At 63.4% G+C, this 15,043-nt stretch carries 14 protein-coding genes and 2 pseudogenes; 10 read left to right on the forward strand and 6 right to left on the reverse strand.

The genetic code is table 11. The annotated features are described in order from the left end of the window. Positions 1–106: 106 nt before the first annotated feature. From V6M90_RS30045 to V6M90_RS01870, 3 genes and pseudogenes are all read left to right on the forward strand, one after another. Positions 107–1,186, forward strand: a pseudogene (locus V6M90_RS30045) (cache domain-containing protein); the annotation flags it as partial. Between the two features lie 348 nt (positions 1,187–1,534). Continuing rightward, positions 1,535–2,050: pseudogene (locus V6M90_RS30050) on the forward strand (methyl-accepting chemotaxis protein); the annotation flags it as partial. Positions 2,051–2,141: 91 nt separating this feature from the next. Next, the gene (locus V6M90_RS01870; RefSeq protein WP_003173337.1) at positions 2,142–2,963 is read left to right on the forward strand and encodes a DeoR/GlpR family DNA-binding transcription regulator; all 822 of its coding nucleotides are present in this window, start codon (positions 2,142–2,144) and stop codon (positions 2,961–2,963) included. 65 nt (positions 2,964–3,028) lie between these two features. Here the strand turns inward: V6M90_RS01870 and otnI are convergent, their stop codons facing one another. The 5 genes from otnI to ltnD all read right to left on the reverse strand — a co-directional run bounded on the left by otnI (position 3,029) and on the right by ltnD (position 8,279). Then, entirely contained in the window at positions 3,029–3,820 is a 792-nt protein-coding gene (gene otnI, locus V6M90_RS01875) for a 2-oxo-tetronate isomerase (RefSeq protein WP_305429258.1), read from the reverse strand. Positions 3,821–3,835: 15 nt separating this feature from the next. Continuing rightward, a complete protein-coding gene (locus tag V6M90_RS01880; RefSeq protein ID WP_003173335.1) occupies positions 3,836–5,296 on the reverse strand; it encodes a GntP family transporter in 1,461 nt (486 codons plus the stop codon). Positions 5,297–5,393: 97 nt separating this feature from the next. Then, on the reverse strand, positions 5,394–6,038 hold the full coding sequence (gene otnC, locus V6M90_RS01885; RefSeq protein WP_003173334.1) for a 3-oxo-tetronate 4-phosphate decarboxylase: 645 nt from the start codon (positions 6,036–6,038) through the stop codon (positions 5,394–5,396). Further along, positions 6,035–7,327, reverse strand: coding sequence for a 3-oxo-tetronate kinase (otnK, locus tag V6M90_RS01890; RefSeq protein WP_332845991.1), 1,293 nt, complete (start codon positions 7,325–7,327; stop codon positions 6,035–6,037). Before otnK ends, otnC begins: the two co-directional genes overlap by 4 nt. A 10-nt stretch (positions 7,328–7,337) precedes the next feature. After that, complete coding sequence (gene ltnD, locus V6M90_RS01895; protein ID WP_258317838.1) at positions 7,338–8,279, reverse strand: L-threonate dehydrogenase; 942 nt, start codon at positions 8,277–8,279, stop codon at positions 7,338–7,340. A 206-nt stretch (positions 8,280–8,485) separates the two neighbouring features. On the opposite strand from ltnD, the gene V6M90_RS01900 reads away from it, so the two are divergent. The 6 genes from V6M90_RS01900 (at position 8,486) to V6M90_RS01925 (ending at position 13,365) form a co-directional block, all read left to right on the forward strand. After that, entirely contained in the window at positions 8,486–9,076 is a 591-nt protein-coding gene (locus tag V6M90_RS01900; RefSeq protein WP_003173330.1) for an amino acid synthesis family protein, read from the forward strand. A 42-nt stretch (positions 9,077–9,118) separates the two neighbouring features. Further along, on the forward strand, positions 9,119–9,952 hold the full coding sequence (locus tag V6M90_RS01905) for an alpha/beta fold hydrolase (RefSeq protein ID WP_003173329.1): 834 nt from the start codon (positions 9,119–9,121) through the stop codon (positions 9,950–9,952). Beyond that, complete coding sequence (locus tag V6M90_RS01910; protein ID WP_003173328.1) at positions 9,949–11,430, forward strand: aldehyde dehydrogenase; 1,482 nt, start codon at positions 9,949–9,951, stop codon at positions 11,428–11,430. Before V6M90_RS01905 ends, V6M90_RS01910 begins: the two co-directional genes overlap by 4 nt. 12 nt (positions 11,431–11,442) lie before the next feature. After that, positions 11,443–11,928, forward strand: a complete 486-nt coding sequence (locus V6M90_RS01915) for a flavin reductase family protein (protein WP_003173327.1) — start codon at positions 11,443–11,445, stop codon at positions 11,926–11,928. 118 nt (positions 11,929–12,046) lie between these two features. Further along, positions 12,047–12,799 carry a GntR family transcriptional regulator gene (locus V6M90_RS01920; protein ID WP_003173326.1) on the forward strand — a complete coding sequence of 251 codons (753 nt, stop codon included), beginning with the start codon at positions 12,047–12,049 and terminating at the stop codon, positions 12,797–12,799. Between the two features lie 2 nt (positions 12,800–12,801). Next, positions 12,802–13,365, forward strand: a complete 564-nt coding sequence (locus V6M90_RS01925) for an NUDIX hydrolase (RefSeq protein ID WP_003173325.1) — start codon at positions 12,802–12,804, stop codon at positions 13,363–13,365. 44 nt (positions 13,366–13,409) lie between these two features. Here V6M90_RS01925 and V6M90_RS01930 read toward each other — a convergent pair whose 3' ends face one another. Beyond that, complete coding sequence (locus tag V6M90_RS01930; protein ID WP_003173324.1) at positions 13,410–13,703, reverse strand: DUF1330 domain-containing protein; 294 nt, start codon at positions 13,701–13,703, stop codon at positions 13,410–13,412. A gap of 69 nt (positions 13,704–13,772) precedes the next feature. On the opposite strand from V6M90_RS01930, the gene ribBA reads away from it, so the two are divergent. After that, on the forward strand, positions 13,773–14,882 hold the full coding sequence (gene ribBA / locus V6M90_RS01935) for a bifunctional 3,4-dihydroxy-2-butanone-4-phosphate synthase/GTP cyclohydrolase II (protein WP_003173323.1): 1,110 nt from the start codon (positions 13,773–13,775) through the stop codon (positions 14,880–14,882). Positions 14,883–15,043 lie beyond the last annotated feature (161 nt).

Raw genomic sequence — 15,043 nt, forward strand, 5'->3', positions numbered from 1 at the left:
GATAAACCGAGGGTACGCATGGGCATATCCCCTCATAACAACACATGCGGCGTTCAGCACTAGCGTTTCTCCTTGCCAAAACTACAAATACCCGCAGGTGAAAGTCATGAATATCAAGCAGAAGTTGACCTGGGCGTTCGCGGCAATCGCGTGCGTGCCGGTCATACTCGTGGCCGTGTTGGTAGTGCTGAATCTGCGCGAGGGGGCCCAGGCCAATTTCCTCGACAGCAGCGGTCGCGAAATACGCCAGATCGACAATGGCATGAAGCAGTTTTTCGACGGCATCAGCCAGAACGTGGACTTCGTGGCCAAGGACCCGCGCGTTGTCGCGGCCAAGGACCTCAAGAGTTACGCCGGCGCCGATGCGGCGCAAATCCCGCTGACACCGACCAATAAAGAGCTGCTGGCGATTTTCGACCAGTTCGCCAAAAGCCATCCCACCACCGCCTACCTGTCCCTGGGCCTGAGCGACGGCGGCTACGCCAGTTGGCCGGACGACACCAAACTCAACAATTACGACCCACGCGTGCGCCCCTGGTACAAAGCGGCCATCGCCGCGCCAGGCGCCACCGTGCGTACCGGTGCCTACTACTGGGCTCCGGATGACGTCGTGCTGATCGGCACCGTGCACACCGTCGCCGACGCCACGGGCAACATTCTCGGCGTGGTCGGCCTGGACGTGTCGCTCAAGCAGCTCACCGAACTGGTGCGCAACATCAAGCTGGGCGACAGCGGCTACCTGATGCTGGTGGAAGGCAACGGCAACGTGCTGGTCGACCCCAGCGATGCCAAGCACAACTTCAAACCCCTGGCCGAGTTGGGCCCCAACTACGCCGAACTGGCCAAGCGCGGCGACGGCGTGACCCAGATCGACATCGACGGCGTGGCCTACATGGCCAATGTGGTCAGCTCCAAAGACTTGGGCTGGCGCTTTATCGGCCTGATCAAGCGCGATGAAGTGATGGCCGAAGCGACTCGCCTGACCTGGCTGATCGGTGCCATCGCGGCGGTACTGGCCGTGGTCTTCGCCATCGTCGGCGCCAGCTTCGCCCGCGTCATCGTGCGCCCGATTCGCGGCGTGGCCGACGGCCTGCAAGAGATCGCCGAAGGCGAAGGCGACCTCACGCGCCAACTCAAAGTGCAGGGCAAGGACGAAACCGCCAGCCTGGCGGGCTGGTTCAACCAGTTCCTGAGCATGATCGCGCAGTTGGTGCAGCGCATCGGCAACGCCTCTTCCGACCTGCAAAACGCCGCCGCCGACACCAGCGAAGTGGCCCACAACATGAACCAGGCCGCCGGCCGCCAGCGTGAAGCGGTGGAACTGGTGAGCACCGCGTTCAACGAAATGGTCGCCACCGCCAACGAAGTGGCGCGTTCGTGCAGTGCCGCAGCCACCAGCGCCGACGAAGGCTACCGCGACGTGCACGACGGCCAGCAACACATCGGCGAAGCCACCGGCAGCGTGCTCAAGCTCAGCGAAGACTTGCAGAAGTCGACCCAGACCATGCAGTTGCTGGAGCAGGACAGCCAGAACATCAATACCATCCTCGACACCATCCGTTCGATTGCCGAGCAGACCAACTTGCTGGCGCTCAACGCCGCCATCGAAGCCGCGCGTGCCGGTGACCAGGGCCGAGGTTTCGCCGTGGTCGCCGATGAAGTCCGCGCCCTGGCGCGCCGCACGGCGGACTCCACCGGTGAAATCGACAGCCTGCTCGGCAACCTCGCCCGCCGTACCCAGGAAGTCACGCAGCAGATGCAAGGCAGCTTGTTGGTGTCCCACACCAGCGTCGAACGCATCCAGCAGGCCCGTGACAGCTTCGACAAGATCCGTGGCTCGGTGGACTCGATCCGCGACCAGAACACCCAGATCGCCACCGCCGCCGAAGAACAGCATCAGGTGGCCGAAGAGATCAACCGTCACATCGCGCAGATCCATGCCGATGCGCAACTGGTCGAAGGCTTTGCGCATTCGGCGCAAACCGGGTCAGGTCGCTTGACGGATATTTCCGGTCAACTCAAAGGGTTGGTGGGTCGCTTCAAGTTCTAGCCGCTGTCACACCGGGGTCGCCTGCGGGGGCGTGTATTGGCTACTATAGCCACGCGTTCCCCGCCCTTTGCCCAACCACCCCGGAGCCTCAATGCCCAACCCCAAGGACACGGCCGCCGACAGCAGCGCCCCGATGATTCCAGAGCAGCGTCGCGAGCAAATTCTGCGGCAATTGCGCAAGCATCAGGTGATGAGCGTGCATCAGCTGATGGAGATGTTCGACTGCTCGCACATGACCGTGCGCCGCGATATTGCCTTGCTGGAGCAGGAAGGCCGGGCGTACTCCGTCACCGGTGGGGTACGTATCGCCAGTCAACTGCACAGCGAGCCCAGCCATCAATCCAAGGCCGTGGTGGAATTGCCGCAAAAGCAGGCCATGGCACGGCTGGCCGCGCGGCTGTTGCACGCGGACATGACGGTGTACCTGGACGCCGGCACCAGCACGCTGGAGATCGTGCCGTATATCAAGGCGCTGTCGGGAATGACCGTGGTGACCAACGACTTTGGAATCGTGCAAGCATTAATGGACGCCACCCAGGTCACGGTGATCCACACCGGCGGCCAGCTGGACCATGACAATCATTCCTCGGTCGGCGGGCTGGCGGTGGCGACACTGCGCCAGGTGGTCACGGACATTGCCTTTGTGTCGACCAGCTCCTGGGACTTGCACCGGGGCATCACCACACCCTCGGCGTTGAAGGTCGAAGTCAAGCAGATGGCCATGCAATCGGCGGCTCAAGTGGTGCTGGTAGCGAGCAGTTCCAAGTACGGCACCTTCAGCATGTACCGCATCGCCGGGCTGGAGCCGTTCGACGTGATCATCAGCGACGACGCCCTGGCCCCGGCGGCCGCAGACGGCATCCGTAAGCGTGGCATTGAGTTGATGCTGCCGGGCGATCCGCCGTCAGCCTGAGCCTTAAGGCGAAGGCGAAGGCAGGACCGACGGATGAATTGTTGGAAAATCGGGGCAAGCCCCTGCTACACGCCTCGAGTCGCCTTCCAATCGCGCAACCATTGCAGGCCCGCCGAGGTATCGCCCTTTGGCCGGTACTCGCAGCCGACCCAGCCGTCATAGCCCAACTGGTCGATCAACTCGAACAGGTACGGGTAGTTCAGCTCCCCCAGGTCAGGCTCGTGACGGTCCGGCACGCCGGCAATCTGGATGTGGCCGATGCCGGCGAAATCGCGGCGCAACTTGGTGGCCAAGTCGCCTTCGACGATCTGGCAGTGGTAGCAGTCGAACTGCACCTTGAGGTTGCCCGCCCCCACTTCCCGGCAAATGGCGTGGGCCTGGTCCTGGCGGTTGAGGAAGAACCCCGGCATGTCGCGGGTGTTGATCGGCTCCAGCAATACCGTGACGCCGACCTCGGCCGCCGCCGCGCCGGCGTAGGCAAGGTTTTCCAGGTACACGGCGTGATGGCGCTGGCGCAGGTCTTCCGAGGGCAGCAAGCCGGCCATGACATGCACACGGCTGTTGCCCAGCACCGCGGCGTACTCCAGGGCCTGGTCAAAACCGCCGCGAAACTCGGCCTCGCGCCCCGGCAGGCTGGCGATGCCGCGCTCTCCCGCCGCCCAGTCACCGGGCGGCGCGTTGAACAGGGCCTGCACCAGGCCGTTGTCACTCAGGCGCTGCTGGAGCACCTCGGCGCTGTATTCATAGGGAAACAGGTACTCCACCGCGTCAAAACCGTCGGCCTTGGCGGCGGCGAAGCGCTCGATAAACTCATGTTGCGGGTAAAGCATGCTCAGGTTGGCAGCGAAACGAGGCATAAAAACTCCCAGGCGTCAGACAAAAGGCCAGATCAGCAAGGTCATTACGAAACCCAAGCTACCGAGCAACGTAGTGATCACCGTCCAGGTGCGCAAGCCGTCAGCGACATTGAGCCCGGCGAGCTTGGTGAAGATCCAGTAGCCGGCGTCGTTGATGTGCGACATGGCCAGCCCGCCACCGCCCATGGCCAGACACAGCAGCGCCAGGTGGTTGGGCGTCAGGTTGAGGGTGGCGATCAGCGGGCTGATGATACCGGCAGTGGTCACCAGGGCGACGGTGGTGGAACCCTGCACGGCGCGCAACAGCATGGTCAGCAAGAACCCCAGGGCCAGCACCGGCAGGCCGGTGGTGCGCAGCAGGTCGGAGACCACCGCGCCGATTCCGGTGTCCACCAACACCTTGCCGAACACCCCGCCGGCACCGGCGATCAGGATCACCATGGCCACGCCCGGCAAGGCCGAGCCGATCACATCCGACACCTGGCTGCGACTCCAGCCCCGGCGCGAGCCCAGCAGCCAGGCGCACAGCAAGGTGTCGATCAGCAGCGCCACCAGCGGCGCGCCGAGCACCGTCATCACCCCACGCACCACCGATTCAACCGGCAGTAACGAGGTGGCCAGGGTGCCCAGCAGGATCAGTACGATAGGCAGCAGAATCAGACTGACGATCAGGCCAAAGCCCGGCGCCGGGGCCGGCGGCAGCTTGGCGACGATGGCGCTGGTGGACTCTTCCAGGCCCATATGGGACTCGGCAACGCCCGCCTGCCGCACCGCCTGGTCATGGCCGTTGCTCCAGGCGCGCAAGTCTTCGTTGGTGACGTGGGGGCCATAGACTTCGGCGCGAATATCGTCGGTCATGGGATAGAAGCGCCGCGTCATGCGCCCCGCCACGCGGTAACCGACATAACACAGCAACGCGGTGATCGGCAGGCCGAACATCAGCACCCGGCCCAGATCGGCGCCCAACTGGCTGGCGGCCGCCACGGCACCCGGATGCGGTGGCAGAAACGCATGCACCGTCAGCAGCGCCGCGCACATCGGCAACGCAAACACCAGCAACGGCTTGCGCGCCCGACGCGCCACGCCGTAGGCCAGCGGCATCAGGATAATCACCCCGACTTCAAAGAACACCGGCACACCGATGATGAACCCGGCGATAGTCAACGCCAGTGGCGTGCGGCTGTTGCCGAACCGCTCGATCAGCGACTTGGCCAAGGCCTCGGCGCCACCGGACAACTCGATGATGCGCCCGATCATCGCGCCCAGAGCGATGATGATCGCGATATGGCCGAGGGTCTTGCCCATGCCGCCTTCGATCGTCGCCACCAGATCGGCCGGTTTCACCCCGGCCACCAGCGCCACCACGATACTCACCAGCATCAACGCGACAAATGGCTGGAATTTGTACTTGAGGACCAGGAACAGCAGCAGCGCGATACCGGCGCCGGCGGTCAACATCAAAATCAATGGGCTCATTCGGGAATGTCCTGTTGTTATTGTTTTTGGGCGCAAGCCGGCCCCGTCAAGAACCGTGGGCGGGTCTCGAGTGGTGCTTGCGGTATTGGTCTACGGGTTACCAGTGCGCGCCGAACGTCTCGCGCAGTTCATCCAATGCATCCGTGCTCAACGGTTCGGGCCGGGGGGTGCTCATCAACCACAGCCGTGCGGTCTCTTCCAGCTCCTCCAGGGCATAGCTGGCCTTGGCCACCGAGCTTTCCCAGACCACCGGCCCCAGGCGTTCGAGCATCACGCCACGCACGCTGTTGGCCAGTTGCGCCACCTGCTCGGCCACCTTGGGCGAGCCGGGACGCTGGTAAGCAATCAGCGGAATGTGCCCGACCTTCATCACCTGATACGGCGTGAGCGGCGGCAGGATATCGTCCGTGCGCCATACCCCGGCCAGGGTCAGCGCCACCAAATGCGTGGAATGGGTATGCACCACGCCGCCCACCGAGGGGTTGCGGTCGTACACCTGGCGGTGCAGGGCCAGGGTCTTCGACGGTTTCTCGCCGGACACCCACTCGCCTTGCAGGTTGACCTTGGCAATGGACGCCGGCACCAGGCGCCCCAGACAGACGTCGGTCGGGGTAATCAGCCAACCGTCGTCCAGGCGCGCACTGATATTGCCGGCGCTGCCGACTGTGTATCCACGCTGGTAAAGACTGCGTCCCACGTCGCAGATTTCTTCGCGCAGGGCCTGCTCATCGATGCCACTCATTGGGCGCCTCCCGCCAGTTGCGCCAAGGCTTTGGCAAAGAAGTCGCGGCCACCGAAATTGCCCGACTTGAGCGCCAGCGCCAGCGGTTCGGCGGAACTGCTGAGCGTGGCCGGCACGCCCGGATCAATCTGTGCGCCAATCTGCAACAGGGTGACGCCAAGGGCCTTGACCACCGCGCCGGAGGTCTCCCCGCCCGCCACCACAAAGCGTCGAACACCTTGCTCACGCAAGCCGGCGGCGATCTCGCCCAATGCAGTTTCCACCAGGGCACCGGCGCGCTCGACACCCAACTGTTGCTGCACGGCCTTGACCTCGTCCGGGCTGCTGGTGGCGTAGATCAATACGGTGTCCGCACGGTCGCGGGCAAACGCCAGTGCTTGCGCCACCACCGGTTCACCGGCGGCCAGGGCGATGGGGTCAAGGCGCAACGCCGGGCGGCCGGCTTCGCACCAGGCCGCGACCTGGCCCAGAGTCGCCACCGAGGCACTGCCCGCCAGCACCACTTCGCCACCGCCGACCGTTGGCAACGCCGCGACATCGAAGTCGCGCAGTTTGCCGGCGCGGCGGAAATTACCCGGCAGGCCCAACGCCAGCCCCGAGCCGCCAGTAAGCAACGGCAAGTCGGCGCAGGCGCTGCCCAGGGTGTAGAGGTCCTGGTCCGACAGCGCGTCGGCGATGGCGATACCCACCCCTTGCGCGCGCAGTTCGGCGATCTTTGCATGGGTCGCGTCAACACCGGCGGCAACCGTGTCGTAGCGCAATAACCCGACCGGCAATGGTGTCTGCTGTTGCAGCACGCGCACCAGATTCGCGTCGCCCATGGGCGTCAGCGGGTGATGCTGCATGCCTGATTCGCTGAGCAACTGGTCCTGTACGAACAGGTGTCCGCGGAAAATCGTCCGGCCGTTTTCCGGAAACGCCGGGCACGCCAGGGTGAAGTCGCCGCCCAACGCCTTGAGCAACGCCTCGCTGACCTGGCCGATATTGCCGGCGGCAGTGGAATCGAAGGTGGAACAGTACTTGAAGAAAATCTGCTCGCAGCCCTGCCCGCGCAGCCACTGCAGCGCGGCCAGCGATTCCTCGACGGCCTCGGCGGCGGGCGTGGTGCGCGACTTGAGCGCGATGACGATAGCGTCGGCGTCCAGCCCCTGGGCGACTTCGCGGCTGGGGATACCAATACTCTGCACCGTGCGCATACCGCCGCGCACCAGCATGTTGGCAAGGTCGGTGGCGCCGGTGAAATCGTCGGCGATGCAGCCCAGCAAGGGCCGTGCGTTGGGGTTAGTCATGCGGAGCTCCTCACACTGGCTCGGGCTTGGCGGTCGGCAAGTCGATACCCGGGAAAATCTTAATCACCGCCGAGTCGTCCTCGCGGCCAAAACCGGCGCTGGAGGCCTGCATGAACATCTGGTGTGCGGTGGCCGACAGCGGCAATGGAAACTTGCTCGCGCGGGCGGTATCCAGCACCAGGCCGAGGTCCTTGACGAAAATATCCACCGCCGACAGTGGCGTGTAGTCGGCCTTGAGAATGTGCGGCACGCGGTTCTCGAACATCCAGGAGTTACCGGCACTGTGAGTGATGACCTCGTACAAGGCATCGGCATCGACCCCTTCGCGCAGGCCCAGGGCCATGGCCTCGGCGGATGCGGCAATGTGCACGCCGGCGAGCAACTGGTTGATGATCTTGACCTTCGAGCCCAGGCCATGCACGTCGCCCAGGCGATAGACCTTGCCGGCCATGCCCGCCAGCACCGCGTCGGCCTTGGCGTAGGCGGCCTGCGGGCCGGACGTCATCATGGTCATTTCACCGGCGGCGGCCTTGGCCGCGCCGCCGGAAATCGGCGCATCCAGATACAGCAGGCCGTGTTCGCCCAAGCGCTGCCCCAATTCCACGGCGTAGGTCGGCGCCACGGTGGCGCAGCCGATCACCAGGCTGGCGGGACGCAGCGACGCCACCGCACCGCCTTCACCGAACAGAACGGTCTCGGTCTGCTCGGCGTTGACCACCACCGTGATGATCACATCACAGGCATCCGCCATCTGTGCGGGTGACGCGCATGCCACGCCGCCTTCGCCGGCGAATTGCTGGGTGACCGCGTCACGCACATCACAGGCATGCACATTGAACCCTGCGCGCAACAGCGAGCGGGCAATGCCCAGCCCCATCGCGCCCAGACCGATCACACCTACATTTTTATTATGCATGGGTACTCCAGGGGAAAGCGGCGGCTGACACCACACCGGCGAGCCGCGTTGGAATTGCTATCGATCATCCACCAATGAACAGATTATGTGAAGTATTTTTTCTATCTAACATTTTTTAACATCGGTAGCCCTTTTCCCTTTGTCGCTTCACACCACGCAAACTCGTTTTGCGCGCTTGTGCTTTGCGTATTATGGTATACCATCATACGCAAGCCTCTCCCCATACCCGATGGAGCCATCTCATGAGTTTCGAAATCCGCAAGATCGTCAGCTACGTAGAAGAAACCTTTATCGAAGGCGGCAAAGCCTCGGACACCCCGGTGACCATGGTCGGCCTCGCCGTGGTGTTGAAGAACCCCTGGCTGGGTCGTGGTTTCGTCGAGGATCTGAAGCCTGAGATCCGCGCCAATTGTTCCGACCTTGGCGCGCTGATGGTCGAACGCCTGGTGGGCATCATTGGCGGCGCCGAAAAAATCGAAGCCTATGGCAAGGCCGCTGTGGTCGGCGCCGATGGCGAGATCGAACACGCCAGCGCGATCATCCATACCCTGCGCTTCGGCAACCACTACCGCGAAGCGGTCAAGGCCAAGAGCTACCTGAGCTTCACCAACAAGCGCGGCGGCCCGGGCACCTCGATCCAGGTCCCGATGATGCACAAGGACGACGAAGGCCTGCGTTCGCACTACATCACCCTGGAAATGCACATCGAAGACGCGCCGCGCGCCGATGAAATCGTCGTGGTGCTGGGTTGCGCCGACGGCGGCCGCCTGCACCCGCGCATCGGTAATCGCTATATCGACCTGGAAGAGCTGGCGGCGGAAAAAGCCCAGTAAGCAACACCGGCCACCACAACAAAAAGCATGCAGGAGCGCTCCATGATTCGGCTCACCGCTGAACACACACCGGCTGGCACCAGTTACCTGGCGACCGGCCAAGGTCAGCCTGTGGTTTTGATCCACGGCGTGGGCCTGAATAAAGAAATGTGGGGCGGCCAGGTGGTCGGCCTGGCCTCCCATTACCGCGTGATCAGCTACGACATGCTCGGTCACGGCGCCAGCCCGCGCCCGGCCACCGGCACGCCGCTGCTCGGGTATGCCGACCAGTTGCTGGAGGTGCTCGACCACCTGCAACTGGCCAAGGCCACGGTGATCGGTTTTTCCATGGGTGGCCTGGTGGCTCGCGCGTTTGCGCTGCATTACCCGGAACGCCTGCACAGCCTGGTGGTGCTCAACAGTGTATTCAACCGCAGCCCGGAACAACGTGAAGGCGTGATCGCGCGTACCGCCCAGGCCGCTGAACACGGCCCGGATGCGAATGCCGAAGCCGCGCTGTCACGCTGGTTCAGCCGTGAATACCAGGCGGCCAACCCAGCGCAGATCGCCGCGCTGCGCGAGACTCTGGCGGGCAACGATCCCCAGGGTTACCTCACCACTTACGAACTGTTTGCCACCCAGGACATGTACCGCGCCGATGACCTGGGCAGTATCCAGGCACCGACCCTGGTTGCCACCGGGGAACTGGACCCAGGCTCCACGCCGCAAATGGCTCGGCAACTGGCCGACCGCATTCCCGGCGCGACCGTGGCCGTGCTGCCCGAGCAACGGCATATGATGCCGGTAGAATCGCCGCGCCTGGTCAACCAGCTGCTGCTCGGTTTTCTTGAAACGGCACACTCCCAACAACACCCGATAAAGGGGATCGTGGCATGACGCTTGAACGCTTCCAGATGTGCATCGGCGGTGAATGGGTCGATGCCCTGTCCGGCAAGACCTTTGACAGCCTCAATCCGGCGCTGGCCCAGCCGTGGGCGCAACTGCCCGATGCCGACGAGGCAGATGTGGAGCGCGCCGTACAGGCCGCGCAAAACGCTTTCGAAAGCCCGGCCTGGCGTGGCCTTACCGCCACCGCACGGGGCAAATTGTTGCGTCGCCTCGGCGACCTGATCGCCGAGAACAAAGAGCATCTGGCCCAGCTGGAAAGCCGCGACAACGGCAAACTGATCCGCGAAACCCGCGGCCAGGTCAGTTACCTGCCGGAGTTTTTCCATTACACCGCAGGCCTGGCCGACAAGCTCGAAGGCGGCACCCTGCCGCTGGACAAGCCCGATCTGTTCGCCTACACCGTGCACGAAGCCATGGGCGTGGTCGCCGCGATCATTCCGTGGAACAGCCCGCTATACCTCACCGCAATCAAACTCGCCCCGGCCCTGGCGGCGGGCAATACCATCGTGATCAAACCGTCGGAACACGCTTCGGCGACCATCCTCGAGCTGGCCCGCCTGGCCCTTGAAGCCGGGATTCCACCGGGCGTGGTCAACGTGGTCACAGGCTTTGGCCCCAGTACCGGCGCAGCCCTCACCCGCCATCCGCTGGTGCGCAAGATCGCCTTTACCGGTGGCGCGGCCACGGCCCGACATGTGGTGCGCAGCAGCGCGGAGAACTTCGCCAAGCTGTCCCTGGAACTGGGCGGCAAGTCGCCGAATATCATCTTTGCCGACGCCGACCTCGACAGCGCCATCAACGGCGCGATTGCCGGGATTTATGCCGCGTCCGGGCAAAGCTGCGTGTCCGGCTCGCGCCTGTTGGTACAGGACGAAATCTACGACGAGTTCGTCGAGCGCCTGGTCGAGCGCGCCCAACGTATCCGCATCGGCAACCCTCAGGACGACGCCAGCGAAATGGGCCCCATGGCCACCGCCCAGCAACTGGCCGTGGTCGAAGGCCTGGTCGCGGATGCCATCGCCGAAGGCGCGCGCCTGCGCACCGGTGGCAAGCGAGCGCAGAACCTCGGCGAAGGCTGGTTCTATGAGCCGACGCTGTTCGAGTGCGACCGCAACTCGATGAAGATCATGCAGGAAGAAGTGTTCGGCCCGGTGGCCTCGGTGATCCGCTTCAAGGACGAAGCCGAAGCGCTGGCCATCGCCAACGACTCGCAGTTCGGCCTTGCCGCCGGCATCTGGACCCGCGACCTCGGCCGCGCCCACCGCCTGGCGCGCGACGTGCGTTCGGGGATCATTTGGGTCAACACCTACCGTGCCGTATCGGCCATGGCGCCCATCGGCGGCTTCAAGAACAGCGGCTACGGACGCGAAAGCGGCATCGATTCGGTGCTGGCCTATACCGAGCTGAAGACGGTGTGGATCAACCTCTCCCAGGCGCCCATGCCTGATCCCTTTGTGATGCGTTAAGAGTTTACGACCATGATCGAACCCGGCATTTATAAAGACGTTATGAGTTCCTTCCCATCCGGTGTCACGGTAGTCACCACCCTCGACCCGCAGGGTGGCATCGTCGGCATTACCGCCAGTGCGTTCAGCGCGCTGTCAATCGACCCGGCGCTGGTGCTGTTCTGCCCCAACTACGCCTCGGACACCTACCCGGTGCTGCGCGACAGCAAGCGCTTTGCGATACACCTGCTGTCCGCCGACCAGACCGCCGAAGCCTATGCCTTTGCCAGCAAGGGCAAGGAAAAAGCCAAGGGCATCGAGTGGCATTTGAGCGAACTGGGCAACCCGCTGCTGGCCAAGGCCACAGCGATCATCGAATGCGAGCTGTGGCGCGAATACGATGGCGGCGACCACGCGATCATCGTCGGCGCGGTGAAGAACCTGATCCTGCCCGAGCAACCGGTCACGCCGATGATCTATCACAAGGGCAAGCTCGGCCCGCTGCCCACCCTGGCTTGAGGCGGGCCGGGGTCGAGAGGGTTTGTCGCTTAAAGAACCCGGCGTGATAAACTTGCGCATGATTTCGGCCTTCCATCGGCCCAGCCTCCAGTTAACCGCTAAATTCAGAGCAGCCCCCATGAAACGCGCGCCTCTCGACGACAGCTTCAAGGTCAATCACAACCCGGTCACCCTGCGCGAAATCGTGTTGGAAAAACTGCGCAGCGCCATCATGAACTTTCAACTCCTGCCCGGTGATCGCCTGGTGGAACGCGACCTGTGCGACCGCCTGGGCGTCAGCCGTACCTCGGTGCGCGAAGCGCTGCGTCACCTGGAATCCGAAGGCCTGGTTGAATTCGCCGATGCCAAGGGCCCGCAGGTGGCAATCATCACCCTGGCCGATGCCGTCGACATTTATGAACTGCGCTGCGTGCTAGAAGGCTTGATCGTGCAGCTGTTCACCCTGCGCGCCAAGGCCAAGGACATCAAGGCCCTGGAAAAAGCCCTGGAAGAAAACCGCAAGGCCCTCAAGGACGGTGAACTGCAACAGGTCATCGACTCGGTCCAGGGTTTCTACGACGTATTGCTCGAAGGTTCAGGCAACCATGTCGCGGCCACTCAGTTGCGCCAGTTGCAGGCTCGTATCAGCTACCTGCGCGCTACCTCGGTGTCCCAGGAAAACCGTCGCGGCACCAGCAACCAGGAAATGGAACGCATGGTCCAGGCGATCAAGAGCGGCGATCCGCTGGCGGCACACCAGGCCTGCGTCGACCACGTACGCGCCGCCGCCGCCGTGGCCCTGGATTACCTCAAGCGCAAACAGGAAGAAACCGGGAAAGTCCCGGAAATCACCCTGCCCATCGCACTCAAAGAACCGCGCATAGGCCACTGACCATGCCCAGCCCGCGCTTTTGCCCGACCTGCGGCGGCAGTGACCTCGGTCACCAGCTGCCACCGGGCGATACCCATGAGCGCCTGATGTGCCGGGGCTGCGGCTATATTCACTACATCAACCCCAAGATCATCGCCGGCTGCATCATCGAGCAGGACGGCAAATACCTGCTGTGCCAGCGCGCAATCCCGCCGCGCCCCGGCACCTGGACGCTCCCCGCCGGTTTCATGGAAGGTGGCGAAACCACCGAACAGGCGGCGCTGCGCGAAGTCTGGGAAGAAAGCGGCGTACGCGCCGAGATCGTGTCGCCCTACTCCATCTTCAGCGTGCCCAGGATCAGCGAGGTGTACATCATCTTCCGCGCCATCGCGCTGGAGATCACCGGCGAGTTCGGGCCGGAGACGTTGGACTATAAATTCTTCGCACCCGAGGACATTCCCTGGGACAGCATCTACTACCCGGCGATCCGGCAGATCCTCGAACGGTATATCGAAGAGCGCCAGGCTGGGGTGTATGGCATCTATATCGGCAATGACGACAGCGGCAAGATCCATTTCATCCGCTGACCTCAAGCCCCCTCCCACATCTGGACCACTGTTTGGCTTGATACCTAGAGCGCCAGTCCTTCTACGATGATGATCTGCGCCACCCCCGCCCCCTCCCGGTGCCCCTTCGCCTCCTGATATTCGGCGGACTCGTAGCACGCCACCGCCTGCTCATAACTCTCAAACTCAATCACCACATTACGCTGCCGTGCCGGCCCACCTTCCATCGCCTCACTGCGCCCGCCCCTGGCCAGAAACCGTCCGCCGAACTTCGCAAATGCCGCCGGCGCGCGCTGGGTGTACTGCGTGTACTGCTCTGCATCGGACACATCCACATGGGCAATCCAATAGGCCTTCATCGGTACATCCTCTTGCTTAGAATTTGTGGTATACCATAATACATACAACCAATAAATCGAGCACTCTCCATGTCCTTCAACAGCATCGCAGACATCATCGAAGACTACCGCCAAGGCAAGATGGTGCTCCTGGTGGACGACGAAGACCGGGAAAACGAAGGCGATCTGTTATTGCCCGCCGCCTGCTGCACCGCCGAGACTATCAGCTTCATGGCCCGTGAAGCCCGTGGTCTGATTTGTCTGACACTCACCGACGAGCACTGCCGCCGCCTCGGCCTGGAACAGATGGTGCCCAGCAACGGCAGCGTGTTCAGTACCGCGTTTACTGTGTCCATCGAAGCCGCCACCGGGGTGACCACGGGTATCTCCGCCGCCGACCGCGCGCGCACTGTGGCCGCAGCTGTCGCCAGCAACGCAGGGCCGGCCGATATTGTGCAACCGGGGCATATCTTCCCGTTGCGCGCCAAGGACGGCGGCGTGCTCACCCGCGCCGGCCACACCGAAGCCGGTTGCGACCTGGCGCGCCTGGCCGGGCACACACCGGCGTCGGTGATCGTCGAAGTGATGAACGATGACGGCACCATGGCGCGCCGCCCGGACCTGGAAGTGTTCGCGCGCAGGCATGGCATCAAGATCGGCACCATCGCCGACCTTATCCACTATCGCCTCAGCACCGAACGCACCGTGCAGCGCATCGGCGAGCGCGACCTGCCGACGGTGCATGGCACGTTCCGCCTGATCACCTTCGAAGATCGCATCGACGGCGGCGTGCACATGGCGATGGTCATGGGCCAGCCGCGCCGCGACGAACCGACCCTGGTGCGCGTGCATGTGATCGACCCGCTGCGCGACCTGGTGGGCGCCGAGTACAGCGGCCCGTCGAACTGGACACTGTGGGCCGCCTTGCAACGCGTGGCGGCCGAAGGCAGTGGCGTGGTGGTGGTGCTGGCCAATCATGAATCATCCCAGGCCCTGCTGGAGCGCGTGCCGCAACTGACCCAGGCGCCGCGCCAGTTCAACCGCTCGCAATCGCGGATTTATTCCGAAGTAGGCACCGGGGCGCAAATATTGCAGGACCTTGGTGTCGGCAAACTGCGTCACCTCGGCCCGCCCCTCAAATACGCCGGGCTTACCGGCTACGATCTAGAGGTGGTGGAGAGCATCCCCTTTACCGAATGACGGATAACCGGTAAGGCAAAATGCTTGCACAAAGTTTGGAATACCATAATATGATATTCCATAGACCGAACGCTTTCGCCAAGTGCACCCGCCAGGGAAAGCACCCACAACAGCCCTTGGCACGGTCGCCTTTTGGGGTATCGATTAGACGCCCCGACAGA

This window comes from Pseudomonas lactucae, from assembly GCF_036688725.1.
GTDB lineage: Bacteria > Pseudomonadota > Gammaproteobacteria > Pseudomonadales > Pseudomonadaceae > Aquipseudomonas > Aquipseudomonas lactucae.

Excerpts from the sequence above, each read along its gene's own strand:
- otnK (WP_332845991.1), bottom strand. The coding sequence starts at position 7,327 with ATGACTAACCCCAACGCACGGCCCTTGCTGGGCTGCATCGCCGACGAT.
- V6M90_RS01905 (WP_003173329.1), top strand. The coding sequence starts at position 9,119 with ATGATTCGGCTCACCGCTGAACACACACCGGCTGGCACCAGTTACCTG.
- ribBA (WP_003173323.1), top strand. The coding sequence starts at position 13,773 with ATGTCCTTCAACAGCATCGCAGACATCATCGAAGACTACCGCCAAGGC.
- otnI (WP_305429258.1), bottom strand. The coding sequence starts at position 3,820 with ATGCCTCGTTTCGCTGCCAACCTGAGCATGCTTTACCCGCAACATGAG.
- otnC (WP_003173334.1), bottom strand. The coding sequence starts at position 6,038 with ATGAGTGGCATCGATGAGCAGGCCCTGCGCGAAGAAATCTGCGACGTG.
- V6M90_RS01925 (WP_003173325.1), top strand. The coding sequence starts at position 12,802 with ATGCCCAGCCCGCGCTTTTGCCCGACCTGCGGCGGCAGTGACCTCGGT.
- V6M90_RS01900 (WP_003173330.1), top strand. The coding sequence starts at position 8,486 with ATGAGTTTCGAAATCCGCAAGATCGTCAGCTACGTAGAAGAAACCTTT.
- V6M90_RS01930 (WP_003173324.1), bottom strand. The coding sequence starts at position 13,703 with ATGAAGGCCTATTGGATTGCCCATGTGGATGTGTCCGATGCAGAGCAG.
- V6M90_RS01870 (WP_003173337.1), top strand. The coding sequence starts at position 2,142 with ATGCCCAACCCCAAGGACACGGCCGCCGACAGCAGCGCCCCGATGATT.
- V6M90_RS01920 (WP_003173326.1), top strand. The coding sequence starts at position 12,047 with ATGAAACGCGCGCCTCTCGACGACAGCTTCAAGGTCAATCACAACCCG.
- V6M90_RS01910 (WP_003173328.1), top strand. The coding sequence starts at position 9,949 with ATGACGCTTGAACGCTTCCAGATGTGCATCGGCGGTGAATGGGTCGAT.
- V6M90_RS01880 (WP_003173335.1), bottom strand. The coding sequence starts at position 5,296 with ATGAGCCCATTGATTTTGATGTTGACCGCCGGCGCCGGTATCGCGCTG.
- V6M90_RS01915 (WP_003173327.1), top strand. The coding sequence starts at position 11,443 with ATGATCGAACCCGGCATTTATAAAGACGTTATGAGTTCCTTCCCATCC.